This is a genomic window from Mesorhizobium sp. M8A.F.Ca.ET.161.01.1.1, from assembly GCF_004792105.1.
Taxonomy (GTDB): domain Bacteria; phylum Pseudomonadota; class Alphaproteobacteria; order Rhizobiales; family Rhizobiaceae; genus Mesorhizobium.
On record NZ_SRTD01000018.1, the window covers coordinates 35,403 to 52,018 of the forward strand.

General features: G+C 65.5%; 13 protein-coding genes and 1 pseudogene. 4 read left to right on the plus strand and 10 right to left on the minus strand.

All coding sequences use genetic code 11. From position 1 onward, the window contains the following. Positions 1-131: 131 nt before the first annotated feature. The 3 genes and pseudogenes from EN804_RS29085 (at position 132) to EN804_RS29095 (ending at position 3,362) form a co-directional block, all read left to right on the plus strand. Positions 132-1,895: an ABC transporter ATP-binding protein gene (locus tag EN804_RS29085; protein ID WP_135921854.1), complete on the plus strand. Its 1,764-nt coding sequence runs from the start codon at positions 132-134 to the stop codon at positions 1,893-1,895. Positions 1,896-1,921: 26 nt separating this feature from the next. Then, positions 1,922-2,167 (plus strand): annotated as a pseudogene (locus EN804_RS29090) (branched-chain amino acid ABC transporter permease); the annotation flags it as partial. A gap of 355 nt (positions 2,168-2,522) precedes the next feature. Further along, positions 2,523-3,362 (plus strand): hypothetical protein, encoded by an 840-nt coding sequence (locus tag EN804_RS29095; protein ID WP_135921855.1) that lies wholly within the window; start codon positions 2,523-2,525, stop codon positions 3,360-3,362. A 74-nt stretch (positions 3,363-3,436) separates the two neighbouring features. On the opposite strand, the gene EN804_RS29100 is transcribed toward EN804_RS29095, so the two are convergent. From EN804_RS29100 to EN804_RS29135, 7 genes are all read right to left on the minus strand, one after another. Next, positions 3,437-4,417 carry a 2-dehydropantoate 2-reductase gene (locus EN804_RS29100; RefSeq protein WP_135921856.1) on the minus strand — a complete coding sequence of 327 codons (981 nt, stop codon included), beginning with the start codon at positions 4,415-4,417 and terminating at the stop codon, positions 3,437-3,439. Between the two features lie 2 nt (positions 4,418-4,419). Further along, positions 4,420-5,940, minus strand: coding sequence for an acyl--CoA ligase (locus EN804_RS29105; RefSeq protein ID WP_189524587.1), 1,521 nt, complete (start codon positions 5,938-5,940; stop codon positions 4,420-4,422). Positions 5,941-6,233: 293 nt separating this feature from the next. Then, positions 6,234-7,820 carry a gamma-glutamyltransferase gene (gene ggt / locus EN804_RS29115; protein WP_135921858.1) on the minus strand — a complete coding sequence of 529 codons (1,587 nt, stop codon included), beginning with the start codon at positions 7,818-7,820 and terminating at the stop codon, positions 6,234-6,236. Between the two features lie 47 nt (positions 7,821-7,867). Further along, entirely contained in the window at positions 7,868-8,668 is an 801-nt protein-coding gene (locus EN804_RS29120) for an ABC transporter permease (RefSeq protein WP_127277781.1), read from the minus strand. After that, positions 8,665-9,591, minus strand: coding sequence for an ABC transporter permease (locus EN804_RS29125; RefSeq protein WP_135921859.1), 927 nt, complete (start codon positions 9,589-9,591; stop codon positions 8,665-8,667). The genes EN804_RS29120 and EN804_RS29125 overlap by 4 nt, the downstream gene beginning before the upstream one ends. Next, positions 9,588-10,673, minus strand: a complete 1,086-nt coding sequence (locus EN804_RS29130) for an ABC transporter ATP-binding protein (protein ID WP_127277783.1) — start codon at positions 10,671-10,673, stop codon at positions 9,588-9,590. Before EN804_RS29130 ends, EN804_RS29125 begins: the two co-directional genes overlap by 4 nt. A 75-nt stretch (positions 10,674-10,748) precedes the next feature. After that, positions 10,749-11,789, minus strand: coding sequence for an ABC transporter substrate-binding protein (locus EN804_RS29135; protein ID WP_135921860.1), 1,041 nt, complete (start codon positions 11,787-11,789; stop codon positions 10,749-10,751). A gap of 217 nt (positions 11,790-12,006) precedes the next feature. On the opposite strand from EN804_RS29135, the gene EN804_RS29140 reads away from it, so the two are divergent. Next, positions 12,007-12,708 (plus strand): GntR family transcriptional regulator, encoded by a 702-nt coding sequence (locus tag EN804_RS29140; protein ID WP_189524588.1) that lies wholly within the window; start codon positions 12,007-12,009, stop codon positions 12,706-12,708. Between the two features lie 19 nt (positions 12,709-12,727). Here EN804_RS29140 and EN804_RS29145 read toward each other — a convergent pair whose 3' ends face one another. Genes EN804_RS29145 through EN804_RS29155 form a run of 3 tightly spaced genes read right to left on the minus strand, consistent with a single transcriptional unit; the run spans position 12,728 to position 16,568 of the window. After that, complete coding sequence (locus EN804_RS29145) at positions 12,728-13,669, minus strand: alpha/beta hydrolase (RefSeq protein WP_135921861.1); 942 nt, start codon at positions 13,667-13,669, stop codon at positions 12,728-12,730. 45 nt (positions 13,670-13,714) lie between these two features. Beyond that, complete coding sequence (locus EN804_RS29150) at positions 13,715-14,497, minus strand: carnitinyl-CoA dehydratase (RefSeq protein WP_135883888.1); 783 nt, start codon at positions 14,495-14,497, stop codon at positions 13,715-13,717. Beyond that, positions 14,490-16,568, minus strand: coding sequence for an acetate--CoA ligase family protein (locus tag EN804_RS29155; protein WP_135921862.1), 2,079 nt, complete (start codon positions 16,566-16,568; stop codon positions 14,490-14,492). The genes EN804_RS29150 and EN804_RS29155 overlap by 8 nt, the downstream gene beginning before the upstream one ends. Positions 16,569-16,616: the final 48 nt, after the last annotated feature.

Sequence of the window (16,616 nt, forward strand, 5' to 3'; positions counted from 1 at the left end):
GCTTCCCCCATTGCAGCGTTGGAAATTGGCGAAGCCCTGCGTGCCGTTCAATCTCCCCCCTCGAGGGGGAGATGTCCGGCAGGACAGAGGGGGGCGTGCCGCGCTAAACCTCTCGGAAGCCTGCGCCTCCAATGACCACCACCAACCCCATCCTCACCATCGCCAACCTCTCCGTCTCCGTGCGCGGCGAGGAGGGCTCCCGCGAGGTCGTCTCCAACCTCTCCCTGACGCTCGAGCGCGGCGAAACGCTCTGCATCGCCGGCGAGTCCGGCTCCGGCAAGTCCATGACCGCGCTTGCCATCATGCAGCTGCTGCCGCAGCCCGCCGCGCGCATCTCCGCCGGCACCATCCGTTTGGCCGACACCGAGCTGACCACGCTTGACGAACGCCGCATGCGCCGTATCCGCGGCGACCGTATCGCCATGATCTTCCAGGAGCCGATGACATCGCTCAATCCGGTGCTGTCGATCGGTCGCCAGCTCACCGAATCCATCGAGGCGCACACCAGCCTGACGCCTGCGCAGGCCCGCCAGCGTGCCATCGAGGCGCTGAAGGCGGTGCGCATTTCGGAAGCCGAAAGCCGGCTAAAACAGTTTCCGCATGAGCTCTCCGGCGGCATGCGCCAGCGGGTGATGATCGCCATGGCACTGGCGCTGGAGCCCGACGTGCTGATCGCCGACGAGCCGACGACGGCGCTCGACGTCACCGTGCAGGGCGAGGTGCTGGAGCTGCTGCGGGACCTGCAACGGCAGCATGGCACCAGCGTCATCCTGATCACCCACGACATGGGCGTGGTCGCCGAGATGGCCGACCGCGTCATCATCATGCGGCATGGAAGCATGGTCGAGGAAGGCAAGACATCTGACATTTTCGCTCACCCGCAAGCCGATTATACGCGCGAGCTGCTCGCCGCCGTGCCGCGTATCGGCAGTGGCGTCGGTCGGCAGGCGTCGAAAGAGATTGCCGAAGCCGCAATGCCGGCCAATGTCGCCGATGTGAAAGACCTCCATGTCCGCTTCGACCTGCGCGGCGGCGTCTTCGGTCGGGTCACCCGGCGCGTCCATGCCGTCGAGGGCGTCAGCTTCTCGATCGCGCCCAACGAGACGCTGGCGCTGGTCGGCGAATCAGGCTGCGGCAAGTCGACCACCGCCAAGGCGCTGGCCGGGCTGGTGCCGTATAGCGGCGATATTGTCGTCGGCGGCCGCAACCTGTCCGGCCTCGGCCGCGACGAGCGCAAGGCGGTGCGCCGCGACGTGCAGATGATCTTTCAGGATCCGTTTGCTTCGCTCGACCCGCGCATGCGCGTCGGCGACCTCGTCGCCGAGCCGCTGGTCATCCACGGCATCGCCTCGAAGGAAGAGCGCCGCGAGCGGGTCGCGGCCTTGTTCGATCGTGTCGGCCTATCATCGGATCAGATGGAGCTCTATCCGCACGAGTTCTCCGGCGGCCAGCGCCAGCGTGTCTGCATCGCGCGTGCGCTGGCGCTCAGGCCAAAACTGATCATCGCCGATGAAAGCGTCTCCGCGCTCGACGTCTCGGTGCAGGCGCGCGTGCTCGACCTGTTGAAGGAACTGCAGCGCGAATTCGGTGTCGCCTATCTCTTCATCTCGCACGACATGGCCGTGGTCGAGAACATCTCCGACCGTGTCGCCGTCATGTATCTCGGCCAGATCGTCGAGATGGGCTCGCGCGACCAGGTTTTTTCAAACCCGCGCCACCCCTACACCAAAAGGCTGATCGAAGCCGTGCCGGTGCCCGATCCCGCGCGGCGCAGAAACCGTTTCGCCCGCCTCGATCAGGAAATCCCCAGCGCGACGCGCCGGATCGGCGAGGCGCCGCTGAAACTGGCGCTGAGCGACGTCGGCGACGGCCATCTCGTCGCCGCCGAGGGCTGAGGGACGGCCGCCGCTGGCCGGGCTCCCTCAAGGCGATCGTCTTCCAGTTCGCCACCCTCACCGACGTCACCTGGCAGATGTCGGGCGAGGTGATCCTGATGACGCTTCTCGGCGGCATCGGCACCATGGTCGGCCCGATCATCGGCGCCAGCCTCGTCGTCGGCCTGGAAAACACGCTGGCCACGTCAGGCTTCCCGATGACCATCGCGACGGGGCTGATCTTCATGGTGTGCGTGCTCATTTTCCGACGCGACATCGTCGGCGAACTTTAAGCGCGGCTTCTCAAACGGCCGGGCAGGGGCTGATCAGGTCCAGATCGACTAACCGCGATTGAGCAGGCTGCCGCAAGGTGCGCTTTGCCCAGAGTGGGAACGTCTTGATCGGCGAGGCAAGCGAGAAGGCAGCGTCAAGTTCGAGCCGGAGATGAAGAAGAACGGAGCCATCGCCGCATAGGCGTCCGCCTCCGTGGGTATGGACGGATCCAATCATGCGCAATATGGATGTGGTATTCGCATTTTCACCGCGTCGCTGAGGCAGGAGACGTTTGTTGAATGACGCAGCGCAGGGCGGGTTGGCCTTCTGGTCCAATGCCGCTCGCATAAGTGTCGATATCAGGGGATCTGGTCAATGACCGACAACAAGCCAGACGTTACCAAGGATTGGCAAGCGACGCAGGGCCAGAAGTCCTCCGCCACGCGTCTTCGCCTTTTCGCCGCACTGTCGTGGATCGTCGCCATTGGCGGCGAGATCTACGGGATTATTCTGCTTCGCCAGAACAGGTTCGACCAGGGACACCTGCCGCTGATCATCGGCCTTCTGGTCGGCATTGCGATTTTCGCAATCGCCGGCAATTTGCTGTGGAAGGCGGCCAACAGGCACGATCCGGCCCGTGCATCCGACACAGCCAGGTTCTTCTTCCAAAACCAGCTCGGCGCAATCATCACGCTGATAGCCTTCCTCCCGCTGGTTTTCCTGATCCTCACCGACAAAAACATGGATCCGCAGACCAAGAAGGTTGCCGGCGGCCTCGGCGCTGCGCTGGCCGTGCTCGCGACTGTCATGGGGATCAGTTTCAAACCCTCGTCGGTCGAACAATACACCCAGGATATGAACGCCTGCGCAGCCCAGATCAAGTCGGGGCAGCCCACCACCGCCTGTTCGCCCGACGTCGCCGCCCAGGCGCAGGCGATAGCCACCGACTCCGCCGCGGTGGCTGCGGCGACGAAGGACGCGGCAAATCCCGCAGGTCAGGATGTCGTCTACTGGATCGCGCCCGAAAACGGAGCCGCGAAGTCCACGGAGCCGCATGTTTTCCATCTCTGCGCGGGCGTCAGCCCACTGAAGGACAAGACCGTGAATAGTGGCTCGGTGACGGAGGCCTACGCACAGAACGCCGTCCGCATCACGAAACAGATCGAGATGGAACAGAAGCAGTGCGGGTTTACCGCAACAACCAGCATTAACTGAGCACGCCCTGCTTTCGATCGCGTTCAGCTCTTGTCGAGAGGGATGGCGCGCAAGCGCAGGCTCAGCCCGCCCCCTTACCCGTAACACCCGCGCTCCACCGCCAGCCGCCGTACCAGCGCCAGCACCCCATCGATCGCCGGCGTCGGCTGCCCCGTCAGCCGCCCCAGTTCCTGCACCGCGCCCACCAGCGCGTCGATCTCCATAGGGCGGCCGCGTTCCAGGTCCTGCAGCATCGAGGTCTTGTGTTCGCCGACATCGCCGGCGCCCTTGATGCGGCGGTCGACGTCTATGGGGAAGCGCACGCCGAGGCTTTCGCCGATCGCCTGCGCTTCCAGCATCATGGCGCGGGCGAGCGTGCGGGTGCCCTCGTCGGCGACGATTCCCGCCAGCGTGCTGCCGGTCAGCGCCGAGATCGGATTGAAGGAGAGGTTGCCCCACAGTTTTATCCAGATCTCGCCGCGTATGTCGTCGCGCACCGGCGCCTGCAGCCCGGCCTTGACCAACTCCCCGGCCAGAAGCGTGGTCCGTTCGCTCCTCTCGCCCGAGGGCTCGCCGAGCGAGAAGCGCCTGCCCTCGACATGGCGGATCAGGCCCGGCGCGTCGACCTCGACGGCGGGGTAGACGACCGAGCCGATGACGCGCTGCGGGCCGAGCCGTTCCCAGATCGTGCCGCCGGGATCGACCTGCTGCAGCCTGGTGCCTTCGAGCGCGCCGCCGGCCTTGTAGAAATACCACCAGGGCACGCCGTTCTGCATGGTGACGACCGATGTGTCGGGTCCAAGCAGCGGTGCGATCTGGTCGAGCGCGGGCGCGACGGAATGCGCCTTCAGCGCCAGCACGACATAATCCTGCGCGCCGAGGTCTCCCGCCTTGGCGGCGGCCCTGACCGGGGCGGTCGTTTCCTTGCCGTCCTCGATCAGGCGCAGGCCATCTGCCTTGATCGCCTCGAGATGCGCGCCGCGGGCGACGATCGACAGATCGGTGCGGCCGGCAATGGCCAGCTTGGCCGCGAGATAGCCGCCGATGGCACCGGCGCCGAAGATGGTGATCTTCATCGTCAGAGCCCGAGCTTGGCGGCGAGCCCGATGCGCTGCAGCTTGCCGGTGGCGCCCTTGGGGATCTCATCCAGGATCAGCACCTTGCGCGGCACCTTGAAATCGGCGAGCCGGGTCGCGGCGTGGGCGCGGATATCGCCCTCGGTGGCGCTCATGCCTTCGCGCAGCACCACGGCCGCCGCCACCTCCTCGCCAAGCTTGTCATGCGGCATGGCGAAGGTGACGACCTGCGCCACCGCCGGATGGTCCATCAGCACGTCGTCGACCTCGAGCGGCGAGATCTTTTCGCCGCCGCGGTTGATGATCTCCTTCAGCCGGCCGGTAACCTTGAGATAGCCGTCGCCGTCGAGCACGCCCTGGTCGCCGGTGTGGAACCAGCCATGTGCAAAGGCCGTGGCGTTGGTGTCCGGGTTCTTCTCGTAGCCTGACGTGACATTGGGTCCGCGAATGACGATCTCGCCGGTTTCGCCGGCCTGCATCAGCCGTCCGTCCGGCGCCATGACCGCCACTTCGGGTCCGCCCGCCGCACCGACGCTGCCCGGTTTGCGCAGGCCCGGCGGCAGCCGGTTCGAGGCCATCTGGTGCGCGGCCTCGGTCATCCCGTAGGATTCGATGACCGGGCAGCCGAAGGTCGCTTCGAGTTCGGCCATGACCTGCGCCGGCAGCGATGCCGAGGACGAGCGGATGAAGCGCAGGCGTGCCGCCCCCAGCGCTTCGGCATTGCGCGCCGCGCGCGCCAGGATCGCCTGGTGCATGGTCGGCACCGCCGTGTACCAGCTTGGCTTCGCCTCGCTCAGCCATTGGAAGAAGCGCAGCGCATTGAAGCCTGGCGTGCAGTAGATGCCGCCGCCCGATGCGAGCGAGGACAGCACCGCCGCGATCAGCCCATGGATGTGGAACAGCGGCATGATGTTGAGGCAGCGGTCACCGGCCATCAGGCCGAGCGTCGCGCCGATATGGCGGGCGGAGGCCGCGACATTGGCATGGCTGAGCGGCACCAGCTTGGGCCGCGACGTCGTGCCGGAGGTGTGCAGCAGCAGCGCGATGTCGTCGTCCCCCGCCATCGCGGGCGCCGCCTGCGGACCGACCGCCGCCCCCTGGATGACGAAGTTGCCGGCCGGCGCATCTGGCCGCACGATGAGCCGCAGCACGGCGATGCCGAGACGCTCGGCCACCGTCACGGCCGGACCGGTCTCGGTCTCCGCGACGAGGATCGCCTTGGCGCCGATGTCGGTGAGATAGAAATCGAGTTCGTCGGCCCGGTAGGCCGGATTGAGCGGCGCCGTCGAGGCTGTGGCCGCCACCGCGATGAAGGCCGTCGCCATCTCCGGTCCGTTCGGCAGCACGATCGCCACCCGGTCGCCCTGGCCGATGCCGAGGGCGTGCAGCTGAGTGGCGGTGGCGGCGATCAGCGCGCGCAGACCGCCATGGGTCAGCGTGGGCCTGTCGGGCGCCAGGATGGCGGGGGCGTTGTCGTCTCCGGCGGCGAGGCGGCGGGAGAGGTCTGGGTGGGTTTGGGTCATGATCACCGACTATGTTTCAAAGCTTGTGAAAGTCCAGCGGAGGTTCGCGCCGCCCCTCATTGCCCTGCCGGGCATTTCTCCCCGTATAGCGACGGGGGAAAGGGCTGTTCGCCGATGGTTTCGCCAACTGCCAGCGTTGCAGAAAAGCGCCGAGGGAGCGGAGCGTCCCTCTCCCCCGTCACTATACGGGGAGAGGATGCCGGCAGGCAGGTGAGGGGCAGCGCCAGCGCCTGGAGAAGTAGCGAGCAACCTTGAACTGAATCCCATCAGTACGCTCTACCGGTACCCATACCTCAATATCCCAGCGCCATCCCGTCCTTGCGCGGGTCCGACGCCCCGGTCAGCGTTCCCTTCTCCCAGTCGATCAGCACCGCCTGTCCGCCGCCGAGCGGATGGTGCGGCTCGGCGATGGCGTGGCCGCGCCGGCGCAGGCCTTCGATCGCCTCGGTGGGCACGTTGCGCTCCGCCTCCACCATGCCGTCATTGTAGAACACGCGCGGCGCGTCGAGCGCCTGCTGCGGGTCCATGCCGAAATCGATCATGTTGGTCAGAAGGTGGACATGGCCGAAGGGCTGGTAGCCGCCGCCCATCACGCCGAACGGCATCACCACGCGGCCGTTCCTCGTCGCCATGCCCGGCATGATCGTGTGCATCGGCCGCTTGCCGGGCGCGATCGCGTTGGGGTGCGCATGGTCGAGGCGGAAGCTCGAGCCGCGGTTCTGCAGCACCACGCCGGTCTTCGGGCCGACGACGCCGCTGCCGAAGGAATAATAGGTCGAGTTGATGAAGGAGACCGCGTTGCGGTCGCGGTCGACGATCGAGATATAGACCGTGTCGCTGCCGGGCAGTTGCACATCCGGCAGGTGGGTCATGGCGCGCTCGCGGTCGATCTGGGCGCGCAGCCGCTCGGCATAGGCGGTCGACAGGAGCTCTCGCACCGGCACCTGGACACGGTCCTGGTCGCCGACGAAACGGTCTCGGTCGCGATAGGCCAGCCGCCCGGCCTCGATCTCCAGATGCAGGCGCTCGGCGCCGTTGGGATCGAGCTCGCCAAGCTTGAAGCCCGACAGCACGTTCAGCATCAACAGCGCCGTCAGGCCCTGGTTGTTCGGCGGCATCTGGTGGATCTCGTGGCCGCCATAGCTGATGCTCACCGGCGCCACATAGTCGCCCCGGGTCGCGGCAAAATCCTCATGCGAATGCAGCCCGCCCAGTTCCTTGAGCCGGCGCACCATGTCGTCGGCCATCGCGCCTTCGTAGAAACCGGCGCGGCCCTGTTTGGCGATGATGCGCAGGGTGGCGGCAAGCTCCGGCTGCCGGTGCACGTCGCCGGCCTTGGGCGCCACGCCACCCGGCAGGAAGATGCGGGCGGCATGCTCGTCGGCGGAAAGGTCGGTTTCGGGTTCGGCCCAGTCGAAGGCGACGCGGTCGTGCACGACATAGCCGTTCTCGGCATAGTGGATCGCCGGCGCCAGCACCTCGGCCAGGCTCTTGCTGCCATGGTCTTCCAGCAGCCGGCACCAGGCGTCGATGGCGCCCGGCACGGTCACCGCATGCGGCCCCTGTTTGGGAAGTTCGCTAAAGCCCTTGTCGCGATACCAGTCGACGGTCGCGGCCGCCGGCGCCCGGCCAGAGCCGTTGAAGGCCAGCACCTCGCTCTGTCCCCTGGGGCAGTAAAGGACAAAGCAATCGCCGCCGATGCCGGTCGATTGCGGCTCGACCACGCCCTGCACGGCGGCGGCGCAGATGGCGGCATCCATCGCATTGCCGCCGACGCGCAGCATCTCGATGGCCGCAAGCGTCGAAAGCGGATGCGATGTCGCGGCGATCGCTTCGGTGGCACGAACCGGCGAGCGGCCGGGAAACTGGAAATCACGCATTCTGTCTGGATATCCCTAGGTCATTTCTGCGAATTGGTCCGATGAAATCAATGCCGCCGGCCGAAAATCTGTGCCAGCGACAAAAGCAGCACCGACAGCACGATCAGGCAGGTCGAGATGGCAGCGATGGTCGGGTCGATCTGGTCGCGCAGCGCGTTGAACATGCGGCGCGTCAGGGTGGTGGTCTCGCCGCCCGAGATGAACAGCGAGACGACAACTTCGTCGAAGGAGGTGATGAAGGCAAATAGCGCGCCCGAGACGATCGAGAAGCGGATCTGCGGCATCGTTACCTGCCAGAAGGCCGCGATGCGTCCCGCACCCAGGCTGCGCGCCACCCGCTCCTGGTTCATGTCGTAGGAGCGCAGGCCCGAAAGCACCGTCAGCACCACCAGCGGCAGCGCCTGCACCGTATGCGCGATAACGAGGCCGGTCAGCGTGTTGTTGAGGCCGATGCGCGCGTAGAGGAAGAAGGTGCCGATACCGACCAGGATCACCGGGATGATCAGCGACGCCGTGAGCAGCGCGTTGATGGTGCCGTTGAAGCGCAGCGTGCCCCGGTTGATCGCATAGGCGGCAGTGGTGCCGAGCGGCGTCGCCACCAGCGCGGTCATGATAGCTACCTTGACCGACACGATGGTCGCATCGCGCCATTCCAGCGACTGGAAATAGCTCTGGTACCAGCGCAGCGACCATTGCTGCGGCGGGAATTGCAGCAGCGTCGAATCCGAAAACGACATGATGACGATGATGACCGACGGCGCGATCAGGAACAACAGCACGAGGCCGCCGAAGCCGTAGAGCCACAGGCGTTGCCGGTGCGAGATCGGCAGGCCGATACCGTCGCTCATCGCGAGCTCCATACGCCGGTGGCGCGCGCGCCGAGCAGCCACTGGAACAGGCCGAGCAGCGCCAGCGTGACCACCAGCAGCACGACGCCGAGTGCCGCACCAGCCCCCCAGTTGGAATACAGGCTAGTGGTCTGTTCCATGCGCATCGCCCACATCACCACCTTGCCGCCACCCATCAGCGCCGGGGTGACGAAGAAGCCGAGGCAGAGCACGAAGACGATGACCACGCCCGAGGCGAGGCCGGGCAGCGACAGCGGAAAGAAGATTTGCCGGAAAGTCGCGGCCGGGCCGGCGCCGAGGTTCATGCCGGCGCGCAGGCAGTCGGTGTCGATGGTCTTCATCGAGGCATAGAGCGGCAAAACGAGAAATGGCAGCAATATGTGCGTCATGCCGATGACCACGCCGGAAAAATTGTTGGCGAGCGACAGCGGTTGGCTGATCACACCCAGATCGATCAGCCAGCTGTTGATCAGGCCCTTGCGCTGCAGGATCACCAGCCAGGCATAGGTGCGCACCAGCACCGAGGTCCAGAACGGCAGGATGACGAAGATCAGGCAGATCGACGCGACCCGGCGCGGCAGTTGCGACAGCATATAGGCCAGGGGATAGCCGAGCAGCACACAGGCGCCGGTGACGATGAAGGCGACCTTGAAGGTGGTGATGAAGGTCTTGATGTAGGAAGCCTGTTCGAAGAAACGCGCATAATTGGCGGCGCTGAAGGCGCCGGTCTCGTCGAACAGCGACAGCCAGAACAGCCAGCCGATCGGCACGATGATGATGGCGCAGACGAGGAACAGGCTCGGCGCCAGCAGCGCCAGCAGCCGCAGCGACTCACGCCGCGCGTCGGCGCGCAGCGCCTGCGCGTTGAGATCCTGCCCTGCCGGGCCGGCGATCTCCTTCAGCAGGGCGGATTGCGCGCTCATCCCTCGGCCGCCACCAGGATCGTGTCCTTCGCGTCGAGGCCGAGCATGATCGGCTGGCCGGGCGCCGGCATCCTGGCCAGCACATCGCTGCGGCAATAGTCGCGCAACGTCAGCTGCCGGCCGTCGCGCAGGCTGGCGTAGCAAACGAAACTGTCGCCCTGGTAAATGATGTCGCTGACCGTCGCTTCGAGCACATTGATGCCGGCCGACGGGTCAGCTGCCGTGACCAGCCTGAGCTTCTCCGGTCGCACCACCATCAGATGCGGGCCAGCCGGCGGTGTCGGTGCCCCGGTCTGGATCCGCCTGTCCCCATACCAGACCGATCCGTTGCGGCTTTCGACCGGGATGAAGTTCGATTCGCCTATGAAGCCGGCCACGAACTGTGTCTTCGGCGCGGCGTAAAGCGTTTCGGGCCGATCGAGCTGTTCAATGCGGCCGCCGTTCATCACGGCGATGCGGTCAGACATGGTGATGGCTTCGCGCTGGTCGTGCGTGACATAGACCGTCGTCATGCCAAGACGGCGATGAAGCGCGCGCAACTCGATCTGCATGTGCTCGCGCAGGCCCTTGTCGAGCGCCGACAGCGGTTCGTCCATCAAGACGATGCGCGGCTCGAAGACGATGGCGCGCGCCAGGGCCACACGCTGGCGCTGGCCGCCGGAGAGCTGGTCGACGCGGCGCTCGCCCAGTCCCTGCAATTTCACCAGCTCCAGCGCCTTCTCCACCCGCTGCGCCGTCTCGCCGGCCGCGACGCCGCGCTGTTTCAGCGGGAAGGCGATGTTGTGGAAGACGTTCATATGCGGAAACAGCGCATAGTTCTGGAACACCATGCCGATATTGCGCCTGTGCGGCGGCGTGGTGATGATCTCGTCGCCGCCGACCTTGATGCTCCCGGCATTGGCCCTGACGAAACCGGCCAGGATCATCAGCAGCGTCGTCTTTCCCGAGCCGGAGGGGCCAAGCAGGGTCAGGAACTCGCCGGCCTCGACATCGAGGTTCAGGTCGCGCAGTACCGGCACGCTGCCAAATCTCTTCTCGATCCGGCGCATGCTGATCGGCAGCGCGGATGGTGCAATGGACAAGGTTCTTCTCTCCTGGGCAGAAGGCTGAAGGAGCAGGGCGGCGTTCGCGCCGCCCTGCAATGTCAGGGTTCCGGCCTATTGCTGGATCAGATTGTTGAACTTCTCCGTCGCCTCGACGAGGTTGTCACGCCAGAACTCGGCATCCTGCAGCACCTGTTTCTTGACGTTTTCGGGTGACGAGTTGATGTCCTTGATCCGCTCGGGCGGGATCTTACCGGTCTCGAAGGCCTTTTCGTTGACCGGCCCATTGTCGACATAGAGCGGCAGATTGGCCTGCAATTGCGGGCTGACGAACATCGCCAGCGCCTTCATCGCTGCTTCCTTGTTCTTGGCGCCCTTGGGGATGACCATGCAGTCGGCGGTGAGCACGCCCTGGTCGAAGGAGAAGCTGACCGGCGCGCCTGCCTTCTTCAGGGTGCCGGCGCGTCCGTTCCAGATGCTCGCCATGTCGACTTCGCCGTCCTTCACCAGTTGCATGGCCTGGGCGCCGGAGGTCCACCAGGCATCGACATGGCCGCGGATCTTGTCGACCGATTTCAAGGCGCTATCGACATCGACCGGATAGACCTTGTCGATCGGCAGGCCGGAGGCGAGTGCGGCAACGCTCAGCGTCTCCGTCGCCTGGCTGCTGCTCAACGCGCGCCGTCCCGGGAATTTTTCCACGTTCCAGAAGTCGGCCCAGGTCTTCGGGCCCTTGTCGCCGAAGACATCGGTCCGGTAGATCAACACGACGGAGGTGTAGGAAATGCCGACCCAGTCGTCATGCACCAATTTCGGGTTGATGCCGCTCTTGTCGATAATGCCGTAATCCAGCTTTTCGAACAGACCTTCCTTCGAGCCGCGCGCGCATTCGTCGGCGCCGAGCTCGGTGATGTCCCATTTGACGGCATTGCCGGTCACCTGCAGCCGCACGTCGTCGAGGCCGTTGGTGGTGTCTTCCTTGATGGTGATGCCAAGCGCATCGGCTGTCGGCTTGAAGAAGGCCTTGGTCTGCGCCTCCTGATAGGTGCCGCCCCACGAGGCGACGGTGATCGTGTCGGCGGCGACGGCGGGCACTGCGACCGCCGCCACGAGGCCCGCGATCGCCACAACGCTAACGTTTCTGATCCTGTTCATTTCGGTTCTCCAACCGGTGTTCCCATTTGTTTTTGATTTGGCATGCGATTTTGTATACAATTTGGAATGTAGCCGAGAGATCGGTGTTGTCAACTGCGACAGGCACGATCAGTTGGACGCGATGGGACGGTGCCGCAGGGGCGTGGCAAATTGCGCCGACTGCGATTACAAACGAGGCAATGTCCGGCTAAAGCGGCCGGAGAACTGGGAACGGAACTTGGCCAAGGGAACCAAAAACACGCTGCGCGACTCGGTCTATTCCGCGCTCAAGGCGATGATCGTGACCGGCCAGATTCCGCCGGGCTCACGCGTCACCGAAAGCGACATCGCGGCGAAACTCAATGTCAGCCGTACGCCGGTGCGCGAAGCCTTCAACCGGCTGGAGCGCGATGGGCTGGTCACCGGCCGGCCGCGCCAGGGCTATGCCGTCACCGAGTTCGACATCAACATGTTCCGCGAGGCATTCGATATCCGCGAACTGCTAGACGGCCATGCAACCGAACTGGCGGCCACCGCGGCGACCGACAAGGACAAGGCGCGGCTGCGCGCCATGCTGGCCGAATGCGAGCGGCTGGCCGCCATCCCGGATCGCACGACGCGCGAAAAATTCCAGGAACTGGAAGTCGGCATCGACCTGCACCGTGTCATCGCCGAAATCAGCGGCAATGCGATGCTGCACGGCATGCTGTGCGGCATCCTCGACAAGTGCCAGCACTATGTCTGGACCGAACTGTTGTGGCTCGATGAATGGAAGATCGCCCGCGACGAGCATGCCGAGATCGTCGAGGCGATCTGCGCCGGCGACGCCAGCCGGGCGGGCGCCCTGGCGCGCGCCCATGTGCGGGGATCGCGCGAGAACGTGCTGCGCCTGCTGCAGGCGAAATCGGACTATCAGAGTTTTCTGGCCAAGGCCTCCTGAGCGGGGACAGCCCCTGCCCCTACCAGGTCCAGCCGCCCTTTCCGAGCGTCGCCACAGCGTCGACGATGCGGGTGAAGCTGGCGCGGGCGCGGCCGACGCTGTGCCGGGCCCTGAGATAGCCGTGCACCAGGCCCGGTTCCTCGAACCAGGTAGCGTGCCCGCCTGCCGCGACGATGCGGTCGCGATAAGCCTCGCCATCGGACGACAAGGGGTCGCACTCGGCGGTGATCAGCACGGTCGGCGGCAAATTGGCGAAATCGGCATCGGCCAGCGGCGACAGCGTGATGTCGCCGGTCTGGTCGGTTCCCCCGGTGCGGATGTGCTTGTAGAATTCGAGATCGCGCACCGTCAGCATCGGCGCTTCGGCGTGTGTCACATAGGAGCCGCGCGAACGATCGCCGCCGAGACCGGGATAAATCAGCACCTGGCCGATCGGTTTTTTCACATGGCCACGCGTCGCGTGCGCAACGGCGGCGCAAAGGTTGCCGCCGGCGCTGTCACCGCACAGCACGACCGGGCGGTCGTAGGTGCTGGCGGCCCATTCGAAGGCGCTCATCGCATCATCGAAAGCGGCCGGATGCAGATGCTCAGGCGCCAGCCGATAATCGACCGAGACCACTTCATGGCCGGTGCGGCCGCAAAGCTCGGCGCAGACATCGTCATGGCTGTCCAGCCCGCCGAGGATGAAACCACCGCCATGGATGTAGACCACCATCGCCGCATCGTCCGGCATCGCGTTGCGGTAGATGCGGATCGGGACGTCTTGCGCAGGCGTGGCAACAACCCTGGTTTCGGCCGTCACGCCTTGCGGATAGCCGGCAAAGAACTCGCGGCACATCCGGTCATAGATCTCACGCTGCTGGGTGATCGTATAGTCGATCGTGTCGGGCGGATAATAGGAATTGGTCCGCTCGATGAAGGCCCAGGTCTCGGCGTCGATGAGTTTTGCGTAGTCGGTCATGCTGGCTGACCAATTTTCGGGGGTGGCGCTGTCATCTCCGTGGGATCACTTACCCTTCCACACAGGCTCGCGCTTTTCCGCGAAAGCACGAAACCCCTCCATACCGTCCTCCGACCCATAGAGCGCGTCGACTGTCGGCAACTGCCGGCGCGTCACCTTGTTCATCGCATCCTGGAAGGTCAGCGATTCTGCCACCCGTGCCGTCTCCTTGATCGCGGCGAAGACCAGCGGCGGGCCGCTGGCGAGCAGGCGGGCGATCTCCCAGACGCGGTCCTCGAGCTTTTCCTTGGGCAGCACTTCGTTGACCAGGCCCCAGCGATGCGCCTCGGCGACATCCATCCAGCGGCCGGTGAGCAGAAGGTCCATGGCGACATGATAGGGGATGCGCTTCGGCAGCTTGATCGTCGCCGCGTCGGCCAGCGTGCCGGCACGGATTTCGGGCAGTGCGAAGGAGGAATGGTCCGAGGCGTAGATGAGATCGCAGGACAGAGCCAGCTCGAAGCCGCCACCGACCGCCATGCCGTTGACGCAGGCGATGACCGGCTTGTTCAGGTCGCGCAGTTCCTGCAGGCCGGCAAAACCGCCGACGCCATAGTCGCCATCGACCGCGTCGCCGCTGGCCGCTGCCTTGAGGTCCCAGCCGGCGCAGAAGAACTTGTCGCCTGCCGTCTTGACGATGGCGACCCGCAGGCCGGGATCGTCGCGGAATGCCTTGAAGGTCTCGCCCATCAGCCGCGAGGTTTTCAGGTCGATCGCATTGGCCTTGGGCCGGTCGAGCGTGACCTCGAGGATGGTGCCTTCGCGGCGAGTCGAAATGACGTCAGACATTCTTGTTCTCTCCCAGCACCAGCAGCGCGTCGGCGATCCAGGCGCCCTTGCCTTGTGTGCAGACGATCAGCGGATTGATGTCGAGTTCCTCGATCTCGCCGGCATTCTCCTGCACGAAACCGGCGATGCCAGCGATCGCGTCTATGGCCGCGGCGACATCGGCCTTCGGCCGGCCGCGATAGCCCTCGAGCAACGGAAACAGTTTCAGCCCGCGCAGCGCGGCCTCGATGTCGTCGCGCGTCGCCGGCAGCATCAGCGTGACGCTGTCGCGCAGCAATTCGACCAGCACGCCGCCGGTGCCCAGCGTCATGACGGCGCCGAACATCGGGTCGCGGGTGAAGCCGACGATCAGTTCGGCGACGCCGTCGCGCACCATGCGCTCGACATAGAGCCCGGTGCCGAGCGGCAACAGGTCGTGCGCGGCCGTGCTGACCGATTCGGCATCCTTGAGGTTGAGCCGGACAGCGCCGACCTCGGATTTGTGGGTGACGCCCAGTGCCTTCAGGGCAACCGGAAAGCCGAGCGCCATGGACGAAATCACCGCCTCGACCGCATTGCCGGCCCGCTCGCCCTTGGGCACGGGAAGCCCGGCCTTGATCAGCCGCGCCTTGGCTTCGGCCTCGTCGGGCGTGACGTGGTCGCCGCCAGCCGCGCCGGCAGCGGATGTGTCGACCGGCTGCGCCTGCGGTTCAGCCCATGCCCAGCCGATGAAGGCTGCCGCGCCTGCGGCGTCCATCGCCTCGGAAATGCCGAACAGCGGCACCATGCCGCGCGCCATCAGCTCGGCGGTGTATTCCTCGGGCAGGTTCTCCGGTAGCGAGGAAACAATGGCGCCATGCGCCTTGTTGGTCTTCAGCGCCGATTCGAAGGCGCGCAGCGTCGCCCACCAGTCGGTCACCGAGCAGCGGTCGGGGCGCGGGAAGTCGAGCACCAGCATGTTCAAGTCGAAGCCGCCCGACACCATGGCGGTGAAGGTGGCCGTCATCGCCGGCTCGTTGTTCCAGATGAAGGTGTGGTAGTCCAACGGGTTGGCCACCGCGACCAGCGGCCCGAGGGTCGATTTGACATGGGCGCGGTGGGTGTCGGTCAGCACCGGGAAGTTGACCCAGCGCCCTTCGGCACTGTCGGCCATGACCGACGCCTCGCCGCCCGAACAGCTCATCGACGAGAGCTTGTAGCCAGGCAGCGGGCCGGTGATGTGCAGCAGCTTCAGCGCCTCGATGAAGGCGGGGATGGAATCGACACGCGCAATGCCAAGCCGCCTCAGGAAGGCGCCGGAAGCAGCGTCCGAGCCGGCCAGCGATGCGGTGTGCGAAACGGTTGCCTGCCGCGCCTGTTCGGACCGGCCGACCTTCATGGCGATGATCGGTTTCCTGAGCTCGCGCGCCCGTGCGGCTAGGCGCTCGAAGCCGGCTACCGAGTCGAAGGCCTCGATATGCAGGCCGAGCGACGTCACACGCTCATCCTCGATCAGGCCGAGCGCCATTTCCGACAGGCCGGTCTGCGCCTGGTTGCCGGCGGTCATCAGGAAGGCGATCGGCAGGCCGCGCTTCTGCATCGTCATGTTGATGGCGATGTTGGACGACTGGGTGATGATGGCGACGCCCTTGCCGCCTTCGTCCAGCCTGATGCCGCCATGTTGGTCGGGCCACAAAAGCGCGCCGTCGGCATAGTTGATCAGGCCATAGCAGTTCGGCCCGATGATCGGCATCTGGCCGGCGGCCGCGACCAGTTCGGCCTGCAGCCGTTCGCCGTCGTCGTCATAGGCCTCGGTTTCGAGAAATCCGGCGGCAAAGCAGACGGCCCCACCGGCGCCGCGCTCGGCCAGCGCCTTGACCACCTCGATGGTCAGGTGCCGGTTGACGCCGACAAAGGCGGCATCCGGCGCGCCGGGCAGGTCCGCGACCGAGCGGTAGGCCTTGCGGCCGGCCACCTCGTCCTTGGTCGGGTGCACAGGCCAGATCTCGCCGGCAAAGCCCATCTTGATCGATTGCGCCACGACGGCGGCGGCCTGCACGCCACCGAACACGGCGATCGATTTCGGGCGCAGGAGACGTTCAAGTTTATGCATGGTCATCTTTTCGTTTTTTGCGCGATCTCAGGACAAACGATCTTGTTT

Coding starts and splice junctions, on each gene's coding strand:
- EN804_RS29085 (WP_135921854.1), top strand. CDS start 132: ATGACCACCACCAACCCCATCCTCACCATCGCCAACCTCTCCGTCTCC.
- EN804_RS29095 (WP_135921855.1), top strand. CDS start 2,523: ATGACCGACAACAAGCCAGACGTTACCAAGGATTGGCAAGCGACGCAG.
- EN804_RS29100 (WP_135921856.1), bottom strand. CDS start 4,417: ATGAAGATCACCATCTTCGGCGCCGGTGCCATCGGCGGCTATCTCGCG.
- EN804_RS29105 (WP_189524587.1), bottom strand. CDS start 5,940: ATGACCCAAACCCACCCAGACCTCTCCCGCCGCCTCGCCGCCGGAGAC.
- ggt (WP_135921858.1), bottom strand. CDS start 7,820: ATGCGTGATTTCCAGTTTCCCGGCCGCTCGCCGGTTCGTGCCACCGAA.
- EN804_RS29120 (WP_127277781.1), bottom strand. CDS start 8,668: ATGAGCGACGGTATCGGCCTGCCGATCTCGCACCGGCAACGCCTGTGG.
- EN804_RS29125 (WP_135921859.1), bottom strand. CDS start 9,591: ATGAGCGCGCAATCCGCCCTGCTGAAGGAGATCGCCGGCCCGGCAGGG.
- EN804_RS29135 (WP_135921860.1), bottom strand. CDS start 11,789: ATGAACAGGATCAGAAACGTTAGCGTTGTGGCGATCGCGGGCCTCGTG.
- EN804_RS29145 (WP_135921861.1), bottom strand. CDS start 13,669: ATGACCGACTACGCAAAACTCATCGACGCCGAGACCTGGGCCTTCATC.
- EN804_RS29150 (WP_135883888.1), bottom strand. CDS start 14,497: ATGTCTGACGTCATTTCGACTCGCCGCGAAGGCACCATCCTCGAGGTC.
- EN804_RS29155 (WP_135921862.1), bottom strand. CDS start 16,568: ATGCATAAACTTGAACGTCTCCTGCGCCCGAAATCGATCGCCGTGTTC.